Source organism: Dokdonella sp. GW821-FHT11D02 (assembly GCF_058808595.1).
Genome location: NZ_CM179520.1, coordinates 497,621 through 524,055 on the forward strand (window position 1 = coordinate 497,621; position 26,435 = coordinate 524,055).

The window sequence follows — 26,435 nt, forward strand, 5'->3', positions numbered from 1 at the left end:
CAGAAAATGGCGATCTCCAAGCTCGGTTCAGTGGCGCAGATCAAGGGCGCACGTCCCGCGGCGTCGCCGTGGGTCGAGCGCGTGCACGGCCTCGGCCTGGCCGACTTCGTCCGGCGCTACCGCAAGCCGCGGCGACCGGTCGTGCTGACCGACGCGCTGCGCGACTGGCACGCGCTCGGGCGCTTCACGCCGGAGTTCTTCCGCCGCGAGTTCGCCGATGCCAAGGTCAGCGTGCGCGGCCGCAGCTGTCGTCTCGGCGAGGTCATCGCGATGCAGCAGGCTTCCGATACCGCGCATCCGGCACCGTACCCGTGCACCTTGTCCGACTGCGGCCGGCTGATGGCCGACCTCACTCCGCGTTTCGACTACAGCCTGCCGAACCGGCACACCAGTGCCTGGATGCCGCGTCACGTGTTCGAGCTGGTCAACCATCTGGAACTCTTTTTTGGCGGTCCGGGCGGCGAATTCCCGTATCTCCATTACGACATGTTGCGCCTGCACGCCTGGATCGCCCAGGTCTACGGCGACAAGGAGTTCACCTTGTACGAGCCGGGCCAGGAACATCTGCTCTACGTGCACCCCGAAATGCCGTGGCTGTCGCGCGTGGACGATCTGCACGACACCGAGCGTTGGCCGCTGTTGCGGCAGGCGCGCCGCCATCGCGTGGTGGTGCGCACCGGCGAAGCCTTGTTCATCCCTTCCGGCGTCTGGCACAGCGCGCGCTGTCTGAGCATGAACATCACCGTCGCCTTCGATCAGCTCGAAGCGAGCAATTGGCGCGGCTTCGTCGACGACGTCGTGGTCGAGGAGCGCCGCCGCGGCCATCCGCTGCGCGCACTGGCGATGCACGCCTATCTCGGCCTGCTCGGCCCCTTGTTCAGCGTGGCCGAATGGTTCGGCGCGAACCGTCTGGCCGGTTGGGGCGTGTGACGCGCATGCGCCGGCGAACTCCGATCATCGACCGCCATGTACTGCGCCACTCGCGCGGCGCGAGGGCGTGCGCCGGATTTCTCCACACGGTCGCGTGTGAGCGGAGCGCGGCATGAACGAGATCGCGCCGAGCGCCGCCGATGTGCTGCTGTCGCCGCTGCTGGCGCAAGCGGCCGCGACACCGCAAGCGGTGGCGATTCGCGCCGGTGCACGCACGCTCGACTACGCCGGCCTGCTGGCCCAGACGCGCACGCTGGCGGCGGCGCTGCGTCGCGCCGGCGTCGGCTCGGGCGAAATCGTCGCGCTCGCCGCCGAGCGCCGGCCGGAAACGGTGGCGGCGATGCTGGCGACGCTGGCCTGCGGCGCGGCCTATCTGCCGCTCGATCTGGATTTTCCCGCGCCGCGTCTCGCCGCGATGCTCGAAGACGCACGCCCGCGTTGCGTGCTCGGCGACGCCGCGCTGCGCGCGCGTCTGCCGCAGGATTTGCTCTGGATCGAGCGCAGCGCCGCGCTCGCCGCCAAGGCCGATGCGCTCGCGCTGGCCGAGGGCGAACTCGCCTACGTGCTGTTCACCTCCGGCTCGACCGGCCGCCCCAAGGGTGTTGCGATGCGCCGCGCCGCGGTCGCGCAGCTGATCGGCTGGCATCGCGAGCACGCGCGCCTCGGCCAGGCCGCACGCACGCTGCAGTTCGCGCCGCTCGGCTTCGACGTTTCGTTCCAGGAAATCTTCTCCACCTTCGCCGGCGGCGGCAGTCTGGTGCTGCCGAGCGAAGCGGAACGGCGCGATCCGTACGCCTTGCTCGACCTGCTCGCACGCGAAAAGGTCGAGCGTCTGTTCCTGCCCTACGTCGGCTTGCAGGCGCTGGCCGAGGCGGTCGCGACCGGCGCACCGGCGCCGGCCACGCTGCGCGACGTGATCACGGCGGGCGAAGCGCTGCGCGTGACGCCGGCGATCCGCGCGCTGTTCGCGGCGCTGCCGGGCGCGGTGCTGCACAACCACTACGGTCCGACCGAAACGCACGTGGTCACGGCGTATGAGCTGTCCGGCGATCCGCGCACGTGGCCGGAACTGCCGCCGATCGGCGCGCCACTGCCGTGGGTGGCGACACGCATCGTCGATGCTGACGGCCGCGCGGTTTCCGCGGGCGATGAAGGCGAACTCCTGCTCGGCGGCTGCTGCCTCGCGGCCGGCTACATCCATCGGCCGGAACTGACCGCCGAGCGTTTCGTCGAGCAGGACGGCGCGCGTTGGTATCGCAGCGGCGACCGCGTGCGCATCGCAGCTGATGGCGTACTCGACTATCGCGGCCGCCTCGACGAGCAGCTCAAGCTCGACGGTTTCCGCATCGAACCGGCCGAAATCGAAGCGGTGCTGTGCCGCCACGCTGCCGTCGCCGAAGCCGCCGTCGTCGCCGCCGGCGAGGACGGCGCGCGCCGGCTCGTCGCGCACGTGGTGCCGCGCGACGCACGTGCCGACGCGAGCGCGCTCGCCGCCGCGTTGCGCGCGCATTGCACGCAGACTCTAGCGAGCTATCTGGTGCCGCAGGAATTCGCGCTGCACGCGGCCTTGCCGCTGACCGCGAGCGGCAAGATCGATCGGCGCGAACTCGCGCGCCAAGCCGGCGCAGCCGCCTTGCAATGGCGTGCCGGCGCGCCGTTGCAACAGCAACTGGTCGAACTCTGGCAGCAACTGCTCGGTCTCGCCGCGCTCGATCCGCACGAGAACCTGTTCGACCGCGGCGCGCGTTCGCTGCTGGTGGTGCGCGCGCTGACCGAGCTGCGCCGCCACGGCCATACGCTGAGCGCGGCGCAGATGTACGAGCATCCGAGCGCAGCGGCGCAAGCCGTCCTGCTCGGCGCCGCGGTATCGCCGACGGCGGTCGCAGCGGAAGACGTACAACAACGCGGTGAGCGTCAGCGCGCCGCGTTCGCGCGCTTCGGTCCGCGCGACGGAGGGGTGCGATGAGTGAAGCCGCGACCGATGGCGTCGCGATCGTCGGCATGGCCGGGCGTTTTCCCGGCGCCGCGTCGATCGAAGAACTGTGGGCGAACCTGCTCGCCGGCCGCGAGAGCATCACGCGTTTCGGCGCCGAGCAGTTGTCGCCGTCGGTGCCGCGCGAGTTGCGCGAGCATCCGCGTTACGTGCCGGCGCGCGGCGTGGTCGCCGATGCCGATCGTTTCGACGCGGCCTTCTTCGGCATCTCCGCGCGCGAAGCACAGCTGATCGATCCACAGCAGCGTCTGTTCCTGGAACTGTGCTGGAACGCGCTCGAACACGCCGGCATCGATCCGGGCCGCGCGCCGGGCAGCATCGGCGTCTACGCGGGCACTTCCAACAACAGCTATCGCAAGCTGGTCGAAGCGCGTCCCGATCTGATCGCCGCCGCCGGCGAGTTCGCCGCGATGCTGGCGAACGAGAAGGACTATCTCGCCACGCGCGTCGCGCACAAGCTCGGTCTGACCGGGCCCGCGATCAGCTTGTACACCGCCTGTTCGACTTCGCTGGTGGCGATCGCGCAGGCCTGGTATTCGTTGATGAGCTGGCAATGCGACGTCGCACTGGCCGGCGGCATCAACATCGCGGTGCCGCAGGAAGCGGGCTATCTGCCGGCCGAAGGCGCGATCGAATCGGCCGACGGCCATTGCCGTCCGTTCGACGCCGACGCCAGCGGCACCGTGTTCTCCTCCGGCGCGGGCGTGGTGGTGCTCAAGCGGCTGGCCGACGCGATCGAGCACGGCGACACCATCTGGGCGGTGATTCGCGGCGTCGGCGTCAACAACGACGGCGCCGACAAGGCCAGCTTCAGCGCACCCAGCGTGCGCGGCCAAGCCGCCGCGATCCGCCTCGCGCTGGCCAGCGCCGGCGTGGAGGCCGACTCGATCGGCTACGTCGAAGCGCACGGCACCGGCACGCCGCTCGGCGATCCGATCGAGATCGAAGCGCTCGCGCGCGCGTTCGCCGCCGAACGCAGCGGCGCCGCGCCGACCTGCTGGATCGGTTCGCTCAAGGGCAATCTCGGCCATCTGGTCGCCGCCTCCGGCGTGGCCGGCTTGATCAAGGCGACCTTGGCCCTGCATCACGGCCGCATTCCGGCCACGCTGCACTATCGCGCGCCCAATCCGGAGATCGATTTCGCGCGCACGCCGTTCAAGGTGGTGCAGCGCGCGAAGGCGTGGACGCGCAAGCTGGCGCCGCGTCGCGCCGGCGTCAGTTCGTTCGGCGTCGGCGGCACCAATGCGCACGTCGTGCTGGAAGAAGCGCCGCAGCGCGCGCCGTCCGCCGCCGGTCGCGCCGTCACCCTGCTGCCGCTGTCGGCGCGCGACGCCGAAGCCTTGCGCCGGCGCGCGAGCGAACTGGCCGATGCGCTCGCCGCACATTCCGACGCCGACCTCGCCGACATCGGCGCGACGCTCGCATTCGGGCGCAAAGCGATGGCGCTGCGCGGCGCAGTAGTTGCGCGCACCGTGGCCGAAGCGCGTGCGCGTCTGACGCGTCTGGCCAGCGGTCGCGCCGGCAAGCCGGCGCTGGTATTCCTGTTTCCGGGCCAAGGCTCGCAACACGCCGGCATGGCGCGCGAGCTGGTCGCCACCGAGGCGAAGTTCCGCGAGCCGTTCGAGCAGTGCTGCGCGCTCGCCTCCGAGCATCTGCAGCTGGACCTGCTCGCGCTGATCCTGCCGCCGGCGGGCGAAGAGAAGCGCGCGAATGCGCAGCTGGCGCAGACGCGCTGCGCGCAGCCGGCCTTGTTCGCGATCGAATACGCGCTGGCGCGCTGGTGGGAATCGATCGGCCTGGTCGCCGACGCGATGATCGGCCACAGCATCGGCGAATACGTGGCCGCGACCCTGGCCGGTGTGTTCACCTTGGAAGACGCGATCACCCTGGTGTGCGCGCGCGGCAGCGCGATGCAGGCGCAGCCGCCCGGCGCGATGCTGGCGGTGCGCGCGGCCGAGCGTGAGGTATCGGCGCGCTTGCCGGCGGACGTCAGCTTGGCCGCGGTGAATGCGCCCGAACAGGTCGTGGTGGCCGGCAGCGAAGCGGCGCTGGACGCGTTCGAGCAGTCGCTCGAAGCCGAGCGCATCGCCGGCACTCGCCTCAAAGTCAGCCACGCCTTTCATTCCGCCGCGATGGACGGCGCGCTGCCGGCGTTCGAGCGTGCCTTCGCGCGCGTGCGCCTGGCATCGCCGACGCGGCCGTTCCATTCCTGCGTCAGCGGCCGCCCGATCACGCCCGAGCAAGCGACCGATCCGCAGTATTGGCTGCGTCAGTTGCGCGAGCCGGTGCGCTTCGCCGACGCGCTCGCCGACGTGCTCGCCGGCGGTCCCAGTCTGTGTCTCGAAGTCGGCCCGTCGCAGGCGCTGACCGGATTTGCGCGCGCGCAGTTGCGCGAGGGCGATGCCGCGATCGCCTCGCTCGGCGCTGCCGCGCGTGCCGGCAGCGATGCCGAGCACCTCGCCGCGGCGGTCGGCGAGTGCTGGCGCCACGGCCGCGAGCCGGATTGGCAGGCCTATTACGCCGGCGAGAAGCGCCAGCGTGTCGCACTGCCGGGCTATCCGTTCCGCGGTGAGCGATACTGGATCGATGCATCGGCGCCGGTTGCGAGTGGCGCCCCCGGAGCCGTCGAGATGAGTCCAGCTGCCGCACCCGTTCCGCCGCCCGCCGTACAGCGCGGGGCGCGGCTGCGCGCGGAATTGCGCGAACTGGTCGAGAGCCTCAGCGGCGAAGCGGTCGGCGCGGCGCAAGACGGCGCCAGTCTGCTCGAACTCGGCCTCGATTCGCTCGCGCTGACCCAAGCCGCGCTCGAACTCGAACGGCGCTACGGGCTGAAGCTGAAATTCCGCCGTCTGATGGAAGATCTCGACAGCATCGACAAGCTGGCCGGCCTGCTCGACGCGACTCTGCCGCCCGATGCCGTCGCCGCTGCCGCGCCGATCGTCGCGGCGCCGCTGCCGGCGAGCACCGATTCCTCGCTGTTGGCGCTGATCCAGAACCAGATGGCGATGCTGCAGCAGCAGGCGCAACTGCTGGCGACGCTGGCCGGCGCTACGGCGGTAGCGACAACGACGCCGTCCGCAACAGTCGCCGCACCGGTTGTGGCGGAAGAAAAGGCGAATCTGATCGAGCGCCCGTTCGGCGCCTCGGCGCGCATCACGCTCAAGCGCGAACTCACGCTGAGCGCCGAACAGCGCGCCTTCGTCGACGACTTCACGCGCGACTACAACGCGCGCACCGCGAAGTCGAAGGCGTTCAGCCAAGAGCATCGCGCGTTGATGGCCGACCCGCGCGTGGTCACCGGCTTCAATCCGCTGTGGAAGGCGCTGGTGTATCCGATCGTGGTCGAGCGCTCGAAGGGCGCGCGATTGTGGGACATCGACGGCAACGAATACGTCGATTGCCTCAACGCGTTCGGCGCAAACTTCCTCGGCTATCAGCCCGACTACGTTTCCGCCGCACTGAAACAGCAGATCGATGCCGGTTTCGAGGTCGGTCCGCAGCATCCGCTCAGCGCCGAAGTGGCCGGGCTGATCGCCGAGATGACCGGCATGGCGCGCGTCGCGTTCTGCAACACCGGCTCGGAAGCGGTGATGGGCGCGATGCGTATCGCGCGCACCGCGACCGGGCGCAAGACGATCGCGATCTTCAGCAACTCCTACCACGGCATCTTCGACGAGGTGATCGTGCGCGGCACGCGCAGCCTGCGTTCGATCGCCGCGGCGCCGGGCATCCTCGCCAATGCCGTCGAAAACGTCTTGGTGCTCGACTACGGCAGCGAGGAATCGCTGCGTGTCTTGCGCGAACGCGCGCACGAGCTGGCCGCGATCCTGATCGAGCCGGTGCAGGGAAAGAATCCTTCGCTGCAGCCGCGCGAGTTCGTGCGCGCGCTGCGGCCGATCTGCGACGAGGGTGGTTGCGCGCTGATCTTCGACGAGGTGATCACCGGCTTCCGCGTCGCGCCGGGCGGCGCGCAGGAGTTCTACGGCGTGCGTGCCGACCTCGCCACTTACGGCAAGATCATCGGCGGCGGCCTGCCGTTCGCCGCGATCGCCGGCAGCGCGCACTGGATGGACGCGCTCGACGGCGGCGACTGGCGCTACGGCGACGACTCCTATCCGGAAGCCGGCGTGACCTATTTCGCCGGCACCTTCGTGCGCCACCCGCTAGCGCTTGCCGCCGCCAAAGCCGCGCTCTTGCACTTGAAGCAAAGCGGGCCTGCGTTGCAGCGGCGTTTGAACGAGCGCACCGCGGCGCTGATCGAACGCTTGAACGCGATCTTCAATGCGCACGCGGCGCCGCTGCGTGCGGTCGGCTTCAGTTCGCTCTGGCGCATCGTCGCCGACGACGGCCAGCCGTTCGCGAGTCTGTTCTGGTACGCGCTGCGCGCGCAGGGCTTGCACCTGTACGAACAGTTCAACTGCTTCCTGACCGAGGCGCACGCAGACGACGACGTCGAGCGCATCGTCGCCGGCGTCGAGGCCGCCACCGCGCAGATGATGCGCGAGGGTCTGTTGACGTCGCGCACCGATGCGGCGGTACCGCTCATCAACAACGCTGCTGCGGCGACCGACACGTTCCCGTTGACCCAAGGCCAGCTCGAGAAATGGCTCGGCGGCCAGTACGGCGGCATCGCCGCCTTGGCCTACAACGAAGCGGTGGTGCTGCGTTACGACGGTGTGCTCGACGTCGCTGCGTTGAAGCGCGCGTTGCAGCACGTGTGGTCGCGTCACGAAGCGTTTGGTCTGGTGATTGCCGCGGATGGGCGCACGCAAAGTCTGCGCCCGCTGCCGCCGCTGCCCTTGCGCGAATTCGATCTCTCTCTGGAGACGGACCCTGAAGCGCGTCTGCAAGATTTCTGCAGCGAGCAGATGCGCCAGCCGTTCGATCTCGCCACGCCGCCTCTGCTGCGCCTGCACTTGATCCGCCTCGGCGCACGGCGGCATGCGCTGCATCTGATCATGCATCACCTGGTCATGGACGGCTGGTCGCTGGCGGTGTTCTGCAGTGAACTCGAAAGCGCCTACAACGCGTTCGCGAGCGGACACGAGCCGCAGCTGCCGCCGGCGCAGAGTTGGCGCGCCTACGTCTTGGCCGAACGCGAACGGCGGCAAGCCGACAGCGCGCCGATTCACTACTGGCAGACGCGCTATCTCGAACCGCCGCCGCCGCTGTCGTTGCGCCGCGATCACGCGCAGGCCGATGCGGCCGACTTCGGCGCCGACAGCGAACGCCACGCCTTCGCGCCCGAACTCACCGACGCGCTGCGCCGCGCTGCGCGCCGCCGCGGCGCGACCTTGTACGGACTGCTGTTGGCTGCGTTCGCGGCCTGGCTCGCGCGCGCCTCCGGTCAGCGCGATCTGGCGATTGCGATTCCGTTCGCAGGGCAAGCTCTCGCCGGCAGCGGCGCGCTGATCGGCGATGGCGTCAACACCTTGCCGCTGCGTCTGACGATCGAGGAGAGCGCGAGCACCGACGTGTTGATCGCAGCCGCGCAGCGCGCCTTGATCGACGCCGCCGAACACCAGGACCTGACCCTGCTCGACATCGTGCGCGCGTTGAAGGCGCGCCGCCGCGATGCGCAGGGCGCGCTGGCCGAGGTCGTGTTCAATCTCAATCCGCGCGTGCGCGCGCCGGCTTACGACGGGCTCGAGGTCAGTTGGCAGGACTGCCGTCACGCCGCGCTGCTGTGGGATCTGTTTTTCAACCTCAACGACGACGGCGATCGCCTCAGTCTCGATGTGCACTACCGCACCGCGTACTACGACGCGGCGACGATCCGTCGCTGGATCGGCGCGTTCGAGCAGATGCTGTCGGTGTTCGTACAAGACGCGCCGCTGGCGCCGCTGCTGCGCGAAGTGGTCGCGCCGGCGCTGCCAGCCGCCGCGCCCGCGGCGTCTGGTGCGACCTTGCTGTCGCTGATCGAGGCGCAGGTGCAGCGCTCGCCCGAACGCATCGCGATCGAAGGGGAGGGCGGTGCGCTCGGCTACGCGCAGCTCTGGCGCGACAGCGCCGCGTTCGCGTCGAACCTGCGCCGCGCCGGTGTCATGCGCGGCGATTTGGTCGGCGTTTGTCTGCCGCGTAGGATCGAGCTGTTACCGGCTTTGCTCGGCGTGCTGCGCGCGGGTGCCGCCTACGTGCCGCTCGATCCGAGCTTCCCCGATGCGCGTCTGCGCACGATGATCGAGCAAGCGGCCTTGCGTCACGTGGTCGTGCAAGAGGGCATAGAACTGCCACCAGCGGTGCGCGAAGGCGGTTTCGCGCGCGTGATCTATTCCGCGCTCGCGCCTGCTTCGTCCGCCGACGAGCTGCCGCACATCGACGGCGACGATCTCGCCTACGTGCTGTTCACCTCCGGCTCCACCGGCGTGCCCAAGGGCGTGCGCGTGTTGCAGCGGAACTTGGCCAACTTCCTCGTTTCGATGCGCGAGCAGCCCGGCCTCGACGCCGACGACGTGCTCGCCGCCGTGACCACGCTGTCGTTCGACATCGCCGGGCTCGAGCTGTATCTGCCTCTGATCGTGGGTGCGCGCATCCGCTTGCTCGACGAGCTGGAGACGCGCGATCCGCTCGAACTTGCCCGCGCATTGCGCGCCGCCAGCGCCAGCGTGCTGCAGACCACGCCGACCTTGCTGCGCCTCTTGCTCGACGGCGCCGGCGATGCGGCCGTGCGCGGACTCAAGCTCCTGGTCGGCGGCGAAGCGCTGCCGCGCGATCTGGCCGAGCGTGCGCTGGCGCAAGCGCGCGAGGTGTGGAATCTGTACGGACCGACCGAGACCACTATCTGGTCGACCCTGGCGCGCGTGGAATCGGGCAGCGGCGCGGTGCCGCTCGGCCAGCCGATCGCGAATACGACGGTGCACGTGCTCGACGCCGACTCCAAGCGAGTCAGCCACGGCGCGGAAGGCGAACTCTGGATCGGTGGTGCCGGTGTCGCCGACGGCTATCTCGGCCGCGCCGATCTGAGCGCCGAGCGTTTCCGCCCCGATCCGTTCGCCGCCGACGGCAGCCGCATGTATCGCACCGGTGATCTGGGGCGTTTGCAGGACGGGGTGCTGTATTTCCACGGCCGCAGCGACGACCAGGTCAAGCTGCGCGGCCATCGCATCGAGCTCGGCGACATCGAAGCCGCCGCGCGCGTCGAACCCGAGGTGCGCGAAGCGGCGGCGACGGTGCATCAGTTCGGCGAGCAGGATGCGCGCTTGCTGCTCTACGTCGGCGCGCCGACGGCGGCCGACGACCTCGCGCAACGCCTGCGCGAGCGCCTGCGCGAGGCGCTGCCGCCGTACATGCGGCCGCAGCAGATCGAAGTGCTCACGGCTTTGCCGAAGACACCGAACGGCAAGATCGATCGCAAGGCGCTGCCCGCACCGAGCGCCACCGCGACCGTCGCGGCGGCGCCAGCCGGCACCTCGCAGCGCGACTACCTCGCCGCGATCTGGCGCGAGCTGATCGGCGTCGCCGAGATCGGCGGCGAAGACAACTTCTTCGAGCTCGGCGGCGATTCGCTGCTCGCGGTCGACATGATGGCGAGAGTCGAGCGCGACACCGGCGTGCGCTTCGGCGTGTTGGCGATCGCGACCGGCACGCTCGACAGCCTCGCCGCTCAGCTCGAAGCGAAAGCCGACGCGGGCAGCGGCGGCTGGTGGTCGCGCCTGCGCGGCAGTCTGACCGGCGCCCGCGCGTCATGAGCAAGGCGGCGGCTTGGAGGCCGCTATGGATCGGGGCACCGCAACGGCAACTGTATGCCGCGCTGCATCCGGCGGCCGCGCCGCAGGCGCGCATCGGCCTGGTGCTGGCACCGCCGCTGCTGCACGAACAGCCGCGTAACCGGCGCGTCTTGGTCGAGGTCGCCAATCGGCTCGCCGCGCTGGGCATCGATTGCCTGCGCTTCGACTATTTCGGTACCGGCGACTCCGCCGGCAGCGGCGAGCAGCACGATCTGGCCGGCATGCGGCGCGATCTGGATACGGCCGCCGCCGCGTTGCGCACGCAGGCGCGCGTGAGCTCGATCGCGGTGCTGGCCTGGCGCGCGAGCGCGCTGGCGGCGTGGAGCTGGGCGGCGACGCGCGAGGATCTGCTGGCACTGGCGCTGTGGGAACCGGTGGTCGATGGTGCGGCGTGGCTGGCCGCGCTGGAGGCGGCCGACCGCGCCGAGCGCATGAGCCGCTACGGACAATTGCACGACGAGATCGGCGACACCCATCTGATGGGTTTTCCGGTCGCGCCGTTGTGGCGCAACGGCATCGCCGCCGCGCGCCTCGACGGCGCGGCACCGGCGGCGCCGGTGTGGTGGCTGCATCGCGGCGACGACGAGGCGACCCTGCCGCCGGCCTTGCAGCACCGCTTCGAGCTGCCGCCGGACGCGCCGCGCTTCGATGGCGGCGTCGGCGTCGAGTCGGTCGCCTTCCTGTCGCGCAAGCTGCAGAGCGTGGTCGACGAGTTCGGCCGCGCGCTGCTGCAGGGAGACGCGCCTTGATGCAGAGCTTCGAGCATTTCGGCCCGGAGGCGAGTCTGCTCGGCGTGCTCAGCGGCGCCGCCGATCCGGCGCGGCCGCTGCTGCTGTTGCCCAATGCCGGCCTGGTGCCGCGCGCCGGGCCGTTCCGCTTGCACGTCGAGATCGCGCAGCGGCTGGCCGCGCGCGGCGTGCGCACTTTTCGTTTCGATTTGCCCGGCGTCGGCGAAGCGGCCGTGCGCTCGGATCTGGATGCGCATGCGGCGACGCGCGCGGCGATCGATCATCTCGCCGCGCGTGGCCTGGCGCAGCGCTTCGTCGTCGGCGGCATCTGCAGCGCGGCCGATCGCGGCTGGGCCGCGGCGGTCGACGACGCGCGCGTGGTCGGCGTGCTGATGCTCGACGGCGTCGCCTACGGCGGCCCCTGGTTCCAGCGCGCGCGCATCGCCGGCGTGCTGGCGCGCCCGGCGCGCGAATGGCTCGGCGTGTTGCGGCGTCGCGCCAACGTGCTCGGCGGCGACGACGGCGAGCCGATCTCGGCGGATTTCCGCGATTGGCCGACACGCGCGCAGGCGCGTGCGCAGATCGACGCGCTGCTCGCGCGCGACGTGCGCCTGCTGTGCCTGTACACGCGCGGGGTGGCCGACTATTTCCGCGATCCGCGCCAGTTCGCCTGGAGCTTCGGCGCCAAGGCGGCGGCCGATCCGCGCGTGCACTTCGAGTTCTGGCGCGACTGCGACCACACCTTCTATGCGCGCTTCGCGCGCGAACGTCTGCTGCTCACGCTGGAACGGTGGTACGTCGATGCGTTCGGATGAGAACGTATCGCGCCGGGGAGATTCGATGACGACGCCAGACAGCTCCGCCTCGCCGCCGTTGCCGCCCGCGCGTCCGCTGCCCGTGCGCACGCCGTTGTATCCGCCGAGTGCACGCGGGCGCGCGCCGCTGCGCGTGGTCGTGCTCGCGCCGCTGGAAGTGCCGGCGTGGCTGGCCGCGTTCCTGCGTTTCGCCGCCGAGAACGATTGGATCGAGGTGTCCGTGCTGCTGGCGCCGCTGGCGCCGCCGCCGCAGGAGCGGCCGCGTCTGCCGCCGGATCTGTGGCTCTATCTCGCGCTCGAACGTCTGCGCCGGCGCGGCGACGACGGCATGCTCGCGCGCGTGGACATCGCCGAACGCGCGCGCTCGACGCGCTCGCCGCTGGCCGCCGGCGCCGACGATCTGGCCGGCTTGCGCGGCGAGATCGACGCGCTCGCGCCCGATCTCTTGTTGTTGTTCGGCGACGCCGCGACCGCCGTCGCGCTGGCCGGTTGCGCGCCGCAGGGCTGTTGGCGCATCGGCGCGGAGTTGGCCGATCCGCTCGGCGCCGCGCTCGGCTTGTTGCCGCCGCTGTTGCAGGAAGATTTGGCCACCGCGGTCGAGCTGCGCCTCGGCTTCGACGGCGCGGAGCCGGTGTTGTTGTCGGCCGGCAACAGCGCGACGCGGACCGGTTCGTTCGGGCTGCAGCGCGAGCAGGCGCTGCGCAAGCTGCCGGTGCTGCTGTTGCGCGGCCTGCGCGATCTGCACGAAGGCCGCCTGCCGTTGCCGCCGCGGCGCGCCGCCGACCTCGGCTTGCAAGCCGCGCCGGCGCCGTTCGCATTCGGCAGCGGCTTGCGCGCGTTCGCGGTCTCCGCACGCAACACCGTGCGCTGGTGGCGGCGCATCTGGCACGGCGAGGACCCGTGGTTCCTCGCCTTGCGCGAAGCGCCCGATGCGCTCGATCCGGCGGCACCGAACGTAGGCGCGACCACCGCGCTGGTGGCGCCGGCCGGGCGCTACTGGGCCGACCCGTGCCTGGTCGAGGACGGTGATCGTCGGCTGCTGTTCGTGGAGGAATACGGTTATCGCGACAGCAAGGCCGCGATCGCCTGCCTCGACCTGCGCAAAGACGGCCGCGCCGAGCGCATCGGCATCGCGTTGGAGGAGCCGCATCACCTGTCCTATCCGCAGGTGTTCCGCCACGAAGGCGTCTGGTACATGACGGCCGAGTCCGGCGCCGCGCGCCACGTCTGGCTGTATCGCGCGGCCGGCTTTCCGTTGTTCTGGGAGCCGGTGGCCGAGCTGCTCGGCGGCTGCCTTTGCGTCGATCCGACCCTGCATCGGCACGAAGGCCGCTGGTATTTGTTCGCCAACGTGTCGGAAAGCGGTTCGGGCAATACCTGCGACGAGTTGTTCCTGTTCGTCGCCGATTCATTGAGCGGGCCCTACCTTCCGCACCCGGCCAACCCGATCGTGCGCGACGTCCGCAACGCACGCCCGGCCGGACGCCTGTTCTCCCACGGCGGCCGCCTGATCCGTCCGGCGCAGGACTGCACGCCGGACTACGGCGCTGCGATCGTGTTCAACGAGGTGCTGGAATTGAGTCCGACCCGCTATCGCGAGCGCAGCTTGTCGCACTTGGGGCCGTCCTGGATGCCGGGACTGTGGGGCTGCCACACCTATTCGATCGCCGGCGGCGGCGAAGTGCTCGATGCGCGCGGCCATCCCGCGCCGGGCACACCGCGCATGCAGGTGGTCGATGCGGCCGCGGCGATCCGCACACGCGAGGACGGCGGCAGCGCACCGGTGGTCAGCGTGCTGGTGCCGGTCTACAACGGCGAACGCTTCCTGGCGCAGGCGCTCGACAGCGCGCTCGCGCAGAGTCTGGCCGAGATCGAGATCCTGGTCGTCGACGACGGCTCCAAGGACCAAAGCGGCGCGATCGCCGATCGCTACGCCGCCGCGCATCCCGATCGCGTGCGCGTGATCCACCAGGTCAATCAGGGTTTGCCGCTGGCGCGCAATGCGGCGATCGCGATCGCGCGCGGCCGCTACCTCGCCTTGCTCGACGCCGACGACGTGTGGTTGCCGCAGCACTTGGCCGAATGCGTCGAGGTGCTCGAACGCGACGCGCGCATCGGCCTCGTGCACGCGAATGCCGAAGACATCGACGCCGACGGCCGCCGCATCGACTACGGCGCCGACCATCCGCGCTGGGGCCCGCGCGAACGCGATCCTTACGAGGCGGTGCTGCTGCGGCGCCAGCACATCGTCTGCCCGACCGCGGTGTTCCGGCGCAGCGTGGTCGAGAACGTCGGCGCGTTCGACGCCGCGTTCAACCGGCTCGGCTGCGAGGATCGCGATTTGTGGTTGCGTATCGCCGAAGTGGCCGAGGTGGTCTATCTCGACCAGCTGCACGCGCAGTACCGCATCCACGGTTCCAACATGAGCGCCAACAGCGACCGCATGTGGCGCGCGCGGCGGCTTCTGGTCGACAAGTACGCGCGGCGTCCGCGCGGTCGTCGCCTGCGCCGGCGCGCGCTCGCCGCGATCGACGCCGATCTCGGTCACGAACTCGCGCTGGCCGCACCGGCGCGGCCGGCATTGGCCGCGTTCGCGCGCGCGCTGCTGCGTGATCCGACCCGCGTCGATGCTTGGAAAGGGCTGATCCGGCGCCTGCTGATCGGACGCCGGCCCGGCGTCATCGTTCCGCGTTGAGCGATTTGCCGTCGAGCATCCGGCCGCGCCGGCCGAGTGCTTCCGCGTAGGCGGCGACGGTGTCGCCGACCCAGCGTTGCATCGAGAACAGGCGCTCGACCCGCGCGCGGCCGGCGCGGCCGAGCCGTTCGCGTTCGGCCGCATCGCCGAGCAGCGCGTTCAACGCGGCGGCGAGCTGGTCGGGCGAGTGCGGTTCGACGATGCGCCCGGTTTCGCCGTCGGCGACCAGTTCGGGCAAGCCGCCGACGCGGCAGGCGACCACCGGCCGTTCGGTCGCCATCGCTTCGACCGCGACCAGTCCGGCTGGCTCCTGCCACACCGACGGCACCACCACCACGTCGGCCATGCCCATCAGGCGCTGCACGTCCGAACGCAGACCGGTGAAGCGCACGCGTTCGGCGATGCCGAGTTCGGCCGCGAGTGCTTTCAGCGCCTCGGCCATCGGGCCGTCGCCGACGATCACGAGGTAGGCGTCCGGCGTCGTCGCGACGACTTGTTGCGCCGCGCGCAGCAGATCGTCGACGCCTTTCTCCGCGATCAGATAGGCCGCGCACAGCGCGACTCGTGCCGTCGGCGGCAGCTCGAGTTCGCTGCGCAAGCGGCGGCGCTCGTCTTCCTCCAGCCGCGTGAAGCGTTCGAGGTTGACGCCGTTGTGCAGGGTGCGGATGCGCTGCGGCGCGACCTCGTAGCAACTGGAGAGGATGCGCGTGACGTGATCGGAAACGCCGTACAGGCGCACGCCGAGCGGTGCCAGCACGAGCCGGTCCCATAGCCGCAGCGCGAATTGGAATGCCGGTTTCAGCGTCTTCGGCACGCGCGTGTGCTCGGTGAACAGCACCGCGCGCACGCCGGCCGCCTTCGCCACCAAGGGCAGCAGCGAGAACGGCGAGACGAAATGGAAGTGCACCAGATCGGCGCGCTGCCGCCGCAACAGGCGCCACAAGGCGAGCGAATTCGCCGGCGCGCCGGGATGCGGCAGCACGTCGAACTCGGCGCCGCAGTCGGCGAAGCGCGGCGCGATCGCCTCGGCCAGCGGCGCCGAGAACGCCAGCACGCTGCGCGCACCGCGCTCGTGCAAGACGCGCGACAGCGCGACCGTGTATTCCTCCATCGAGCCGAACTTGCGCGGATTGAGGTAAAGAATCGAAACGACGCTGACAGGTTCGGCCATGGTTCGACGTTTCCGCGATGAGGTGCACGGTGCGCCCGGGCGTACCGTTGCGATGGAGGAGAGAACGAGTGCGGCCGGCCCCCGTTGCAGCCGGCTTGCCGCAATCATTTTGTAGCAACCGGGCGATTATCGCGCAGCGGCGGACTCGGTATGCTCGCGCATCGAAACGAAGGCTTGGGAGCGAGGGCAATGGCGAACGCGGATACGATCCTGGTCACCGGCGGTGCCGGCTACATCGGCAGCCACGTGGTGTTGAAACTGGTCGAGGCCGGCCGCCGCGTGGTCGTGCTCGACGATCTCAGCACCGGCTTCCGCGAGGCGGTGCACGGCGCCGAGCTGGTGGTCGGCGATTGCGGCGACCGCGCCCTGGTCGAGCGCCTGCTGCGCGAGCACGGCATACGCACCCTGCTGCACTTCGCCGCGCGCACGATCGTGCCCGAATCGGTCGCCGATCCGCTGCGCTACTACGGCAACAACACCTGCGCCACGCGCAGCCTGCTCGCCTGCTGTGCCGCGGCCGGGGTCGAACGCATCGTGTTCTCCTCCACCGCCGCGGTGTACGGCATTCCGCCCGAAGGCAGCGCGCGCGAGGACACGCCGACCGCGCCGATCAATCCCTACGGCAGCTCCAAGCTGATGAGCGAATGGATGCTGCGCGACCTCGCCGCCGCCGGCGGTCCGCGCTACGTCGCGCTGCGTTACTTCAACGTCGCCGGCTGCGATCCGCAAGGCCGCATCGGGCAGTCGACCAAGAACGCGACCTTGCTGGTCAAGGTCGCCTGCGAAGCCGCGCTCGGCAAGCGCCCGCACGTGGCGGTGTTCGGCACCGACTATGCGACTCCAGACGGCACCGGCGTGCGCGACTACATCCACGTCGACGATCTCGCGCAGGCGCACTTGGACGCGCTCGCCTATCTCGCCGACGGCGGCGCCAGTTCCGTATTCAACGTCGGCTACGGCCACGGCTATTCGGTGCGCGAAGTACTGGCCGCGGTCTCGCGCGCGCACGGCGCGCCGGTGCCGTTCGTCGAGCAGCCGCGCCGCGCCGGCGATCCGCCGGTGCTGGTGGCGGAGGCGCAACGTATTCAAACGACGTTGGGGTGGAGGCCGCGGCACGACGATCTCGATGCGATTGCGCGTACGTCGCTGGCGTGGGAGCAGCGTCCGGGATATTGAGCTTCGGTGTATGCCGTATGGGACGCGCTAGAAATGAAGAAGATACTGCCTGACTACAAGTTCCAAGCACCTCCAATATTTGATGATCCCAGTGATCCGAATAGGTATCCGTATATTCGGAAGAGTTTGCGGGTTTGCGTGGCAATTTGCGGCGTAGTTGTTTTGCTCTATCTCATCTGGGAGAGGGCTTTGAACGGCTAGTCATGCGCGAACCATTGGTGTGGAAGATGCAGCTCAGTGTTTGGCTGGCACGTCCAACGAAGTCGGCGACCAGAGCTGTCATTGTCGTAACGAAGTGAGGCCTAAGATTTCGGTTCGTCGAACACCCGCTCGCGCAACCACTTCGTCGCGATCCACTTCTCGCCGGCGAGTACCGGCGCACCGCCGTGCAGAGTCTGCGTGGACGGATCGGGCCGCGCGTAGTTGAAGAACACCGCATTGCCTCGCTGCGGCATCACGTCGAGGCCGATCGCGGGAAACGTCGTCGCGCCACCGTGTTCGGGCGTGTTGAGGTACATGATCAGGCTGGCCAAGCGCTGGCCGCCGTTCTTCAGCAGCGCCGGCGTGCCGGGATCGGCCAGATCGAAGTAGTCGTAGTGCGGTTCGTATTCGTCGCCCGCTTGGTAGTGCAGGATCTGCAAGCCTTCGCCGCGTTCGATCGGCCAATTCAACAAGCGCGCGATGCGCTGCTCGACGCGCTCGATCAACTCGCTCTCGCCGCGCCGGAAGAACATGCCGCGGCTGGTGCGCGCGCTGTCGACCTCGGCGCGGCCGGTGCGCCGATTGGCGGTTTCCGAGCGCTTCAAGCGCGGCTCGGCCGCGGCGATCAGACCGGCGCATTCGTCCGCATCGAGCAGATCGCCGAACACGACCACTTGCGGCGTGCGCACCGACGACAGCACGCGCACGCGCCGATCGCCGCCGTCGACGGCGAGCGGCGATCGATCCAAGCTGGGAGCCGGCAGCGACGACGCCGACTCGTTCACCGACAGCGCGACGCGCGCGCGCGTGTTGTCGCCGACTACGGTACGCAGCGCATCCACCGCCGCCTGCCGATGCCAGCCGCCGGCGACGAGCTCAGCGACGACGACGTCGACCGTCGCGCCGGCGAGCAGGCGATTGAGGATCCACTGGCGCGCTTCGGGGGTGATCTTGGCCATGAGGGTCAGGGTACGGGACGTGGATGGCTGCGTTCAATCCGCACGCCAGCGATACATCGCATCCCCGACCAACTCATGCACCGCCGCATCCGCTTTGCGCAACGCCGAGGTATGCGGCAAGAAATACCCGATATCCCCTGGCGGCAAATGGTCCGAACCCGCATCGAGCGGACAAACCTCGAACCCGGCCGCGTGGAACGCGAGCGCGGCGCGCGCGAGATGCAGGCGCGAGGTCGTGAGCCAGATGCGTGAAGGCGGCGGTGGTGTTAGCGCCTTCAGATGCTGCGCGTTCTCCCAAGTCGTGGTCGAGTCTGTTTCGGTGCTAATCGTTTCCGCCGCGACGCCGAGGCGTTCGGCCAGTCGCGCCGACAGCGTGCTTTCCGCGATCGTCCACGAACTCGCACCGAGCAGATAGAGATGCGCGCCGGGTTGTGCGCGCAGTTGCGCGAGACCTGCGTGCAGGCGGCGCAGGCCGTTGGCGGACAAGGCGGCGACGTCGCTGTCGTCGCGCGGCTCGCGTTCGAGTCCGGCGCCGAGTACAACGATCGCTTCCGGCGGATTGGCATTGCATTCGGCCGCAGCCTGCGGTGCGCGCGCTTCAATCAGGCGCACCAGCGCGTTTGCGCCGAGCGGCGTCATGAGCACCGTCGCCACCACGACCAGCGCGAAGGCGGCGCGACGCAGCCAGCGGCCTCGACGCAGCACGAGCAGTCCGAGCAGGCCGGCGAACAGCCAGGTCAGCGGCGACAGCGCGAAGTCGATCATCTCATTCGCCTTTCGCGGCGCGGCGCCGCAGCCAGCCTTGCACGTAACCGCGCAGTACCGGGTCGAGCAGGATTGCGGGCACTACGAACAGGAACACGGCCAGCGGTCCCATCGCGAAGAAGCGGAACACCGGACGTTCGAGGCCGAACAGGTTCGTGCCGATGGCGACGGCGTACAGCAGCACGCCGAGCGCGACCGCGGTCGCCGCGGCGCGCGGTGCCGGCAGCGCACGCAGTTCGCGCGGGCAGAACAGGAATTGGCCGAGGCCGAGCACGGCGAAGCCGGCGAAGGTCGCGTAGATCGCGCCGGTGACGCCGTAGCGCGGAATCAGCGCGAGGTTGACTAGCGTGGTGACCACGGTCGCGACCACGTTCAAGGCGAGCACAGTCTTCGAGCGCTTCAGCAGCAGGAGGCCGGAGCCGGCGAGGTCGACCAGGCCGTAGAGGAGGTAGCAGCAGCCGAGCGCGACGAATACCGGTGCCGAGGCGGCCTTGTCCGCACCCGACAGCATCAGGAGAAAATCGCCGCCGACACAGATCAGGCCGGTGCCGAGCAGCACCACCGCGTAGACCATCACGCGCAAGGTGTCGCGCTTGGTCTTGACCACGACGGCGGCGCCTTCGAGTGCGAATTGGCGCATGCTGACTTGGGTGAACGCGACCGACATCGCCTGGTTGATGACCATGTTCAGGGTACCGGCGAGGCCGGCGCCGATGGCGAAGATGCCGACCGGCACGAAATCGTCGAGCACGTGCTTGAGCATCACGCGGTCGAGCAGACCGAGCAGGGAGCCGGAAATCTCGTTGGCGATCAGCGGCACGCTGTAGGGCAGGGTCGCCATCCACTCGCTCGGCTGAGCGTCGCCGAGCCGCGGTGCGTGATGGCGGTACAGCCAGCGCAACAGCCACAAGGCGAGCGCGACGCCAACGACGACGCGCGCGGCGTAGGCGCCGACCGCGCTGCGCTGCAGGAAGTACACCGTGCCGACGATCGCGATCATCTCCAGCCAGCGCTGCGCCACCGCGATGCGCATGTACAGCGAGGAGCGTTCTTCGATGCCGATCAGCGCATTGACGTAGCTGGCCCAGACCTGCGGCAGCAGCAGTGCCATCATGCACCAGCCGACCGTGCGCACTTCCGGTTCGAGGTCGCGGCTGATCAGGTAGTAACCGCCCAGCAGCAGCAGCCACAACGCCGCGCCGTAGCGGATCGGTGCGAGCAGGAAGCTGGCGACGAAGCGGCGCACCTCTTCTTCGGGCCGGCCGTGCGGGTAGAAGCGGATGATGGAATGCTGGCCGCCGAGCTTGACCACGGCGAGCAGCACCAAGAGCCAGGTGTCGAAGTAGCCGAAGATGCCGTACTCGCGGTTGTCGAGCAGGCGCGTCAGCACCGGAAACGAAATGAAGCTTGCGATCAGCACCAGCACGTTGCCGGTGAGATAGCGCGAGTAGTGCGTGACCAGGCTCGGTTTCGCGGGGGCGGACATGCAGGCTGGGAGAGTCGGCTGGCCGCGGAATCGGCCGCGCATTGTAGCTGCGTCCGCTGCGGCGGGCCGCGCGCCGCGGCGTCCGATCGGGCATCATGGGCGCCCGTCGCGATGCGTGTCAGCGGCGCGCGCCGGATGACGTAAAACGAACCAGGTCGGAACGAGGTTGCAGCCCCCGTGAATCGCATCAGTGTGGTGATTCCGACCTACAACTGCGCCCCTTTGCTCGAACGCGCACTGCGCTCGGTCGCCGCGCAGACGTTCGCGGCCGAGCGCATCGAAGCGGTGGTGGTCGATGACGGTTCCAGCGACGACACCGCCGAGCGCGTGCGCCTGCTGCAGCAGAGCTTGCCGATCGCGATCGTCTACCAGCGCCAGGAAAACGCCGGGCCAGCCGCCGCACGCAATCGCGCGCTCGGCATGGCGCGCGGCGAGCTGATCGCCTTCCTCGACGCCGACGACGTCTGGACCGTCGACAAGCTCGAACGTCAAGCGGCCAAGTTCGATCGCACGGAAGTCGGCCTGGTCTATTGCGACGTCGCCTTCGTCGACGCCGCCGGCGCCGCGCTGAGCGACTATCCGCGCAAGATTCCGCTGCTCGAAGGCGACATCCTGCTCGAGCTCTATCGCGAGTTCTTCCTCCTCACCTCGGCCGTGGTCATGCGCCGCGAGCTGGCCGAGCGCGAGGGCGGCTTTCGTGCGGACCTGCCGGTCGGCGAGGACTACGATTTCTTCTTGCGCGTGCTTCGCCATGCTGACGCCGGCGTGGTCGCCGACAAGCTCTTGTTGCGCACGGTGCGGCCCGACAGCCTGAGCCGGCAGGACTGGCGCCTGGATGCCGAGATCGATCTGGCGACCTTGCAGCGCTTCGCGGCCGACAACCCAGCTTTCGCGTCGGCGAACGCGGCGGCGATCGGCCGGCGCCTGGCCGAGTACCGCGCCGGGTTCGCCTACGAACTCCTGGCGCGCGGGCAGCGGCGCGCCGCCGCCGGCGAGGCGCTGCGTTCGCTGCGCGAGACGCCGAATCTGCCGGCGCTGAAGACGCTGGTGCGCGCGGTGCTGCCGTGAAAGCGGTGCTTGCGCTCGCGCTGGGTCTGCTCGTGTGTGCGCTCGCGTGCGCGCGCCCGGCCCTCGCCGCGACGACCTACTACGTGCGCAGCGACGGTGGCACCGCCGCGCAATGCAGCGGCAAGGCCGATGCGCCCTATCCGGGCAACGGCAGCGGCCGCGCTTGCGCTTGGGTGCATCCGTTCATCGCGTTGCCGCCGACGAGTCCTGAACATCCGCAGGCCGCGCGCATTGCCGGCGGCGATACGTTGATCGTCGGTCCCGGCAGCTACATGATGGGCCTCGGCGCGACGCCGGAAGGCTCGCCCGAGATGAGCGCGTGCTGGAAAGGCTACGCCACCGACTGCCGCATGCAGCCGTTGCCGCCGGGGCCGGACGCGCAGCACAAGACGCGCCTGCTCGGTGCCGGTTGGGACAGCGGCTGCAGCAAGCCGCCGACCTTGTGGGGCACGCGCGGCGAGTACGTCATCGTCGATCTCGCGCGCAGTTCCAACAGCGTCGTCGCATGCCTGGAACTGACCGATCGTTCCTCCTGCATCCAGAACCACTGCCGGCTCGACAATTGCACCGGCGGCGCCAAAGAGATCGACCGCTGCCCGGACAACGAGGGCACCTGGGCGCGCACCGGCTTGATGGCGACCGACGCAGCCAACGTCGAGCTGTTCGATCTCAACATCCACGGCCTTAGCCAAGGCGTGCACGCGGGCCGCATCAAGGATTGGAACGTCGAGCGCGTGCGCCTGTGGGCGAACAGCTTCGCCGGCTGGAACGCCGATGTCAGCAACGACGGCACCGCGCCGACCTCGAGTTCCGGCACCTTGCGCTTCAGCCGGCTCGAAATCGGCTGGAGCGGTTGCGGCGAGCGCTATCCGGGCGGCGAGATCTTCGGCTGCTGGGGCCAGCAGGAAGGCGGCTACGGCGACGGCTTCAGCACCGGACGCAGCGGCGGGCACTGGATCTTCGAAGACAGCCACATCCACCACAACACGCAGGACGGCTTGGACCTGCTCTATCTCGACGCCAGCGGCTCGGTCACGATGCGTCGCGTGCGCGCCGAGGCGAACGCCGGCAACCAGCTCAAGGCCAGCGGCGAGGCGACCATCGTCGACTCGATCGTCGACGGCGATTGCGCCGCGTTCCGCGGCGTCGGCAACATGCAGGAAGGCGATCACTGCCGCGCCGACGGCGGCGCGATCGCAATCGCGTTGATGGACGGTAAGCGCAGCTCGGTCGAAAAGACGCAGGTCAGCGGCGAAGGCGGTTGCTTGATCGTCGGCAGCGGCGGCGGCAAGGACGCGCTGCTGGTGCTGCGCGACAACACGCTGAACGGACGTCCGCGCTGGGACGACAAGAACACGCTCGCTTGCGGCTACTACCTCTACGAAAGCGGCGGCCGCGTCGAGGCCGACGGCAATCGCATCAGCAACGTGAAGACGTCCTCGCTGCTGCAGGAACGTTGCGCCAATCACGCCGCCGATTCGATACTCGGCGGCGCTTGCCGTAAGCTGCGCGACTGGTACCGCTCGTTGCGCGGCAGCGCGGCGAGCGACGCGATCGCGCGCGGCTGAGTCGATGACGACGCCTCCCACCCGATCCGATCTCGATGGCGGCGCGCTCGTGCGCCTGCGCGCGTTCTTGGACCGAAGTTTCGAGCTCGAACGCGGCCGCGCCGACAATCTGCCGTCGATGGAAGGGCTGCGCGGCTACGCGGTGCTGCTGGTGTTCCTGGTCCATTACGCCGCCCTCAGCGCACCGTGGGTCGGTGCCGACACCGCCACCGCTGCGGTGGCGGCGTTCCTGCATCAGGCCGGCTCGATCGGCGTCGATCTCTTCTTCGTGCTGAGCGGCTATCTGATCTACGGCACCTTGCTGCATCGGCCGACGCCGTTCTTCAAATTCATGCGTCGTCGCGTGCGTCGCTTGTATCCGGCCTTCCTCTGCGTATTCGCCCTGTACCTGATGCTGTCGTGGCTGTTCCCGCAAGAGAGCAAGATTCCGTCCGGCCTCGGCGCGGCGCTGAGCTACATCGGCGCGAACCTGCTGCTGTTGCCGGGCATGTTGCCGATCGAGCCGATCATCACGGTGGCGTGGTCGCTCAGCTACGAGATCTTCTACTACCTCGCCGTGCCGCTCCTGCTCGCCGCGCTGCGCCTGCGCGCGTGGTCGCCGCGCGCGCGCGCCGTGCTGTTCGTGCTGCTCGCGATTGCGCTGGTCGCTGCGATTCCGCTGATCGGGGGCCGCGCGCGGCTGGCGCTGTTCTTGAGCGGCGTGCTCTTGTTCGAGGCGGTCGATCGCGGCGTGCGTTTGCGCTATCCGGTGGCGGTCGGCGCGTTCGCATTCGCGCTGTCTCTCGTTGCGATGGCGCCGGCGCTGGATGGGTACCTGGATTTGGCGGCGCGCATCGGCGTGTTGTTCGTCGCGTTCTACGCGCTGTGCCTGGCCTGCTTCACGGCCCCGCACGGCGCGCTCGCACGCACCTTTTCACGGACGCCGCTGCGTTGGCTCGGCAACATGAGCTACTCCTACTACCTGATACACGGGCTTACGCTGAAGGCGCTGTTTCTCGCGCTGTCTCGGTTTTTGCCCGGACACGGCGGTCAGGATGCGCTGTTCTGGTGGCTGCTGCTGCCGGCGTTCGCGGCGACCTTACTGGTTTCGTCCGTGCTCTTTCTGGCGATCGAACGGCCGTACTCGCTGCGCGTACAGCATCGCTCGGCGACGCCGCAGACGCCGTTGCCGGACGCGGCTCATTGAGGCCTTGCACGGCGGCCGGCCAAGACGGCAGTCGTGCAGGCAACGAGAGAAAGCGAGCGCCCGGTCGAACTAGTTGGCGGTGCCGGTGCCCTCGAACCCGTCTCCGAACGTGATGTTGTCGGGCGAGTTGAGGCCGCGATACTCCACCGCGCCGAGATCGGTGCCGCCGAGTTGCGGCCGCTCCACGCCGCGGCTGTCGAGATCGCTGGCTTCGAGTGAATTGGAGGCGTTGATGATCGGGCTGTCCGGCTTGGGCAGCGGGCTGAAGCCTTCGAGCACCTGGTTGTTCAATTTCGGATCGAAACACAGGCTGCCGGGCGGGCACTGACCGTTGCGCACGTCCCAGAACAAGTTGTTGTCGAACACGACCTGCGCGTTCGGCGCACCGTTTTCCTGCCAATAACCGAATCCGCAGGTGCGGCGCACGCCGCCGCCGGTGGCGAAGGTCAGCCAGTCGTTGCTCCCGCCATAAAGGATGTTGTTGGACAGCACCATGCGGCTGGCGCCGTCGCCGCGAAAACCGGTGACCAGGCAGTTGCCTTGGCCGGTGATCGTGTTCTGCCGCAGCGTGGTGGTCTTGCCGGCGGCCAGGCTGACCGCGATCGCGTCGCCGCTGGCGCGGCAGGTGCCGCTCAGCTCCATGTTGTAGCGGCCGGCGAACTGCGAGGGGTGGTAGTTGTGCTCGTCGGCGTAGTTGTTGGGCGGAAAGGTCGACCACGGCAGCGCGCAGGAACCGATCACCACCGAATCTTCGATCAGGCCGCCGCCGGCCAGCTTGAGCTGGTTGCCGGCGTTGCCCTCGGCGCGCACGCGTCGCATCGTGACCGAGCCGCTGCCGTTGGCGTAGAGCAAGTCGAGGCCGTCGGAGACGTTGTGGTGGATGTAGCTGTCTTCGAAGATCCAGTCGCCGCCGGTCGGGCCGGTGCCGAAGCCGTCGCCGTAGCCGCCCTCGTTCTGGTCCCAGCAACCGAAGATCTCGCCGCCCGGGTAGCGTTCGCCGCAGCCGTTCCAGGCGATCTCGACGTTGCTGAAATAGAGCGTGCCGTGCATCGAGGTGTCCGCGCCGGAGTTGCCGTTGCGTGCGTCGAGGTCGACGCCGGCGAAGCCGTTCGCCCACACACGCACGTTCTGCACGGTCCAGTCGGTGATGCGGCCGCCGTGGATGCCTTCGCCGGCGAGGCCGTGGATATTGATGTCGCGCAGAACGACGTTGCTGGCGTCGGTGATCCAGATGCCGTTGTTGCCCCAGTTCGGCGTGTTCGCCACGCACTTGTCGATCTGCTGCGGCTGGCAGTTGAGGCCGCTCTGGCAGTGGTTGACGATGCAGCCGGAATGGTCGGTCAGCTCGAAGCCGGCGATTTCGGCGTTCGAGCTCTTGGTCAGGTTGATCATGCGGTAGGCGCCGCCCGAACCCCACAGCTTGACCGCGCCGCGCGCGAGCATGCGCGTCGGATGCTGAGCGTCGGGGCCGGCCGGCAGCGCCTGCATCGCGCAGTCGGATTGGAATGCGGCCGAGCAGTAACGCATGTCCGGCGTGGCCGGGTCGTAGCCGATCTTGTAGCTGCCGGCGTCGACGATCAGGGTGTCGCCGCCGCGTATGCGTGGCGGCGGATTGGGCGGATCGGACTGGCCGTAATTGGTCGGCGGCAGCGCGACGAACGGATGCGACCAGGCGCAGGCTTGCGCGCTGCCGCTGCCCGGATAAGGCGCATCGGCGCGGCCGCTGCATTGCTCGGCGTTGCCGCCGTCGATGCGCACGTAGTAGGTGTCGGCGTGACAGAGTCCGGCGCCGAGCATGAGCAGCGTGCAGGCGAGCGGGAGAGCCGCGCGGCGGCGGCGATCGGAGCGAATCCGATCCGAACGAAATTCGTACAACATATAGTTATGGCCTTTCCTATCGAATACTGCTTAATGGCACCGCCGCAATCGCGCTCCCCCGCGAGGCGGTGCCGGTCACTATCGAGACC

General features: G+C 69.2%; 15 protein-coding genes. 10 read left to right on the top strand and 5 right to left on the bottom strand.

The window, feature by feature from the left end; translation table 11 throughout:
• Positions 1 to 6 precede the first annotated feature (6 nt).
• The 6 genes from AC3QL3_RS02075 to AC3QL3_RS02100 all read left to right on the top strand — a co-directional run bounded on the left by AC3QL3_RS02075 (position 7) and on the right by AC3QL3_RS02100 (position 14,888).
• The gene (locus tag AC3QL3_RS02075) at positions 7 to 930 is read left to right on the top strand and encodes a cupin-like domain-containing protein (RefSeq protein WP_492896598.1); all 924 of its coding nucleotides are present in this window, start codon (positions 7 to 9) and stop codon (positions 928 to 930) included.
• Between the two features lie 112 nt (positions 931 to 1,042).
• A complete protein-coding gene (locus tag AC3QL3_RS02080) occupies positions 1,043 to 2,896 on the top strand; it encodes a non-ribosomal peptide synthetase (protein WP_492896599.1) in 1,854 nt (617 codons plus the stop codon).
• On the top strand, positions 2,893 to 10,611 hold the full coding sequence (locus tag AC3QL3_RS02085) for a hybrid non-ribosomal peptide synthetase/type I polyketide synthase (protein ID WP_492896600.1): 7,719 nt from the start codon (positions 2,893 to 2,895) through the stop codon (positions 10,609 to 10,611). Before AC3QL3_RS02080 ends, AC3QL3_RS02085 begins: the two co-directional genes overlap by 4 nt.
• Positions 10,608 to 11,399 carry an alpha/beta hydrolase family protein gene (locus tag AC3QL3_RS02090; RefSeq protein ID WP_492896601.1) on the top strand — a complete coding sequence of 264 codons (792 nt, stop codon included), beginning with the start codon at positions 10,608 to 10,610 and terminating at the stop codon, positions 11,397 to 11,399. Before AC3QL3_RS02085 ends, AC3QL3_RS02090 begins: the two co-directional genes overlap by 4 nt.
• The gene (locus AC3QL3_RS02095) at positions 11,399 to 12,193 is read left to right on the top strand and encodes an alpha/beta hydrolase (protein ID WP_492896602.1); all 795 of its coding nucleotides are present in this window, start codon (positions 11,399 to 11,401) and stop codon (positions 12,191 to 12,193) included. The genes AC3QL3_RS02090 and AC3QL3_RS02095 overlap by 1 nt, the downstream gene beginning before the upstream one ends.
• 25 nt (positions 12,194 to 12,218) lie before the next feature.
• A complete protein-coding gene (locus AC3QL3_RS02100; RefSeq protein ID WP_492896603.1) occupies positions 12,219 to 14,888 on the top strand; it encodes a glycosyltransferase family 2 protein in 2,670 nt (889 codons plus the stop codon).
• Here AC3QL3_RS02100 and AC3QL3_RS02105 read toward each other — a convergent pair.
• Complete coding sequence (locus AC3QL3_RS02105) at positions 14,872 to 16,059, bottom strand: glycosyltransferase family 4 protein (protein WP_492896604.1); 1,188 nt, start codon at positions 16,057 to 16,059, stop codon at positions 14,872 to 14,874. The two genes, AC3QL3_RS02100 and AC3QL3_RS02105, sit on opposite strands and share 17 nt — an antisense overlap.
• Positions 16,060 to 16,248: 189 nt before the next feature.
• Here AC3QL3_RS02105 and galE point away from each other — a divergent pair, with 189 nt between their 5' ends.
• Complete coding sequence (galE, locus tag AC3QL3_RS02110) at positions 16,249 to 17,235, top strand: UDP-glucose 4-epimerase GalE (protein WP_492896605.1); 987 nt, start codon at positions 16,249 to 16,251, stop codon at positions 17,233 to 17,235.
• 302 nt (positions 17,236 to 17,537) lie between these two features.
• Here the strand turns inward: galE and AC3QL3_RS02115 are convergent, their stop codons facing one another.
• The 3 genes from AC3QL3_RS02115 to AC3QL3_RS02125 are packed head-to-tail and all read right to left on the bottom strand — an operon-like array spanning position 17,538 to position 20,646.
• Positions 17,538 to 18,395: a 2OG-Fe(II) oxygenase gene (locus tag AC3QL3_RS02115; RefSeq protein ID WP_492896606.1), complete on the bottom strand. Its 858-nt coding sequence runs from the start codon at positions 18,393 to 18,395 to the stop codon at positions 17,538 to 17,540.
• Between the two features lie 33 nt (positions 18,396 to 18,428).
• Positions 18,429 to 19,160: a YdcF family protein gene (locus tag AC3QL3_RS02120; RefSeq protein WP_492896607.1), complete on the bottom strand. Its 732-nt coding sequence runs from the start codon at positions 19,158 to 19,160 to the stop codon at positions 18,429 to 18,431.
• 1 nt (position 19,161) lies between these two features.
• Complete coding sequence (locus AC3QL3_RS02125) at positions 19,162 to 20,646, bottom strand: lipopolysaccharide biosynthesis protein (RefSeq protein WP_492896608.1); 1,485 nt, start codon at positions 20,644 to 20,646, stop codon at positions 19,162 to 19,164.
• A 177-nt stretch (positions 20,647 to 20,823) separates the two neighbouring features.
• Between AC3QL3_RS02125 and AC3QL3_RS02130 the strand changes: the two genes are divergently transcribed.
• Genes AC3QL3_RS02130 through AC3QL3_RS02140 form a run of 3 tightly spaced genes read left to right on the top strand, consistent with a single transcriptional unit; the run spans position 20,824 to position 24,468 of the window.
• A complete protein-coding gene (locus tag AC3QL3_RS02130; RefSeq protein WP_492896609.1) occupies positions 20,824 to 21,714 on the top strand; it encodes a glycosyltransferase family 2 protein in 891 nt (296 codons plus the stop codon).
• Positions 21,711 to 23,282, top strand: coding sequence for a right-handed parallel beta-helix repeat-containing protein (locus tag AC3QL3_RS02135; RefSeq protein WP_492896610.1), 1,572 nt, complete (start codon positions 21,711 to 21,713; stop codon positions 23,280 to 23,282). Before AC3QL3_RS02130 ends, AC3QL3_RS02135 begins: the two co-directional genes overlap by 4 nt.
• Before the next feature lie 4 nt (positions 23,283 to 23,286).
• The gene (locus AC3QL3_RS02140) at positions 23,287 to 24,468 is read left to right on the top strand and encodes an acyltransferase family protein (protein WP_492896611.1); all 1,182 of its coding nucleotides are present in this window, start codon (positions 23,287 to 23,289) and stop codon (positions 24,466 to 24,468) included.
• Between the two features lie 69 nt (positions 24,469 to 24,537).
• Here the strand turns inward: AC3QL3_RS02140 and AC3QL3_RS02145 are convergent, their stop codons facing one another.
• Positions 24,538 to 26,346, bottom strand: coding sequence for a choice-of-anchor Q domain-containing protein (locus AC3QL3_RS02145; protein ID WP_492896612.1), 1,809 nt, complete (start codon positions 26,344 to 26,346; stop codon positions 24,538 to 24,540).
• Positions 26,347 to 26,435 lie beyond the last annotated feature (89 nt).

What these genes read in the sequence shown, in the direction of transcription:
- AC3QL3_RS02085 (WP_492896600.1), top strand. Translation starts at nt 2,893, where the DNA reads ATGAGTGAAGCCGCGACCGATGGCGTCGCGATCGTCGGCATGGCCGGG.
- AC3QL3_RS02140 (WP_492896611.1), top strand. Translation starts at nt 23,287, where the DNA reads ATGACGACGCCTCCCACCCGATCCGATCTCGATGGCGGCGCGCTCGTG.
- AC3QL3_RS02125 (WP_492896608.1), bottom strand. Translation starts at nt 20,646, where the DNA reads ATGTCCGCCCCCGCGAAACCGAGCCTGGTCACGCACTACTCGCGCTAT.
- galE (WP_492896605.1), top strand. Translation starts at nt 16,249, where the DNA reads ATGGCGAACGCGGATACGATCCTGGTCACCGGCGGTGCCGGCTACATC.
- AC3QL3_RS02090 (WP_492896601.1), top strand. Translation starts at nt 10,608, where the DNA reads ATGAGCAAGGCGGCGGCTTGGAGGCCGCTATGGATCGGGGCACCGCAA.
- AC3QL3_RS02105 (WP_492896604.1), bottom strand. Translation starts at nt 16,059, where the DNA reads ATGGCCGAACCTGTCAGCGTCGTTTCGATTCTTTACCTCAATCCGCGC.
- AC3QL3_RS02080 (WP_492896599.1), top strand. Translation starts at nt 1,043, where the DNA reads ATGAACGAGATCGCGCCGAGCGCCGCCGATGTGCTGCTGTCGCCGCTG.
- AC3QL3_RS02115 (WP_492896606.1), bottom strand. Translation starts at nt 18,395, where the DNA reads ATGGCCAAGATCACCCCCGAAGCGCGCCAGTGGATCCTCAATCGCCTG.
- AC3QL3_RS02145 (WP_492896612.1), bottom strand. Translation starts at nt 26,346, where the DNA reads ATGTTGTACGAATTTCGTTCGGATCGGATTCGCTCCGATCGCCGCCGC.
- AC3QL3_RS02095 (WP_492896602.1), top strand. Translation starts at nt 11,399, where the DNA reads ATGCAGAGCTTCGAGCATTTCGGCCCGGAGGCGAGTCTGCTCGGCGTG.
- AC3QL3_RS02100 (WP_492896603.1), top strand. Translation starts at nt 12,219, where the DNA reads ATGACGACGCCAGACAGCTCCGCCTCGCCGCCGTTGCCGCCCGCGCGT.
- AC3QL3_RS02075 (WP_492896598.1), top strand. Translation starts at nt 7, where the DNA reads ATGGCGATCTCCAAGCTCGGTTCAGTGGCGCAGATCAAGGGCGCACGT.
- AC3QL3_RS02120 (WP_492896607.1), bottom strand. Translation starts at nt 19,160, where the DNA reads ATGATCGACTTCGCGCTGTCGCCGCTGACCTGGCTGTTCGCCGGCCTG.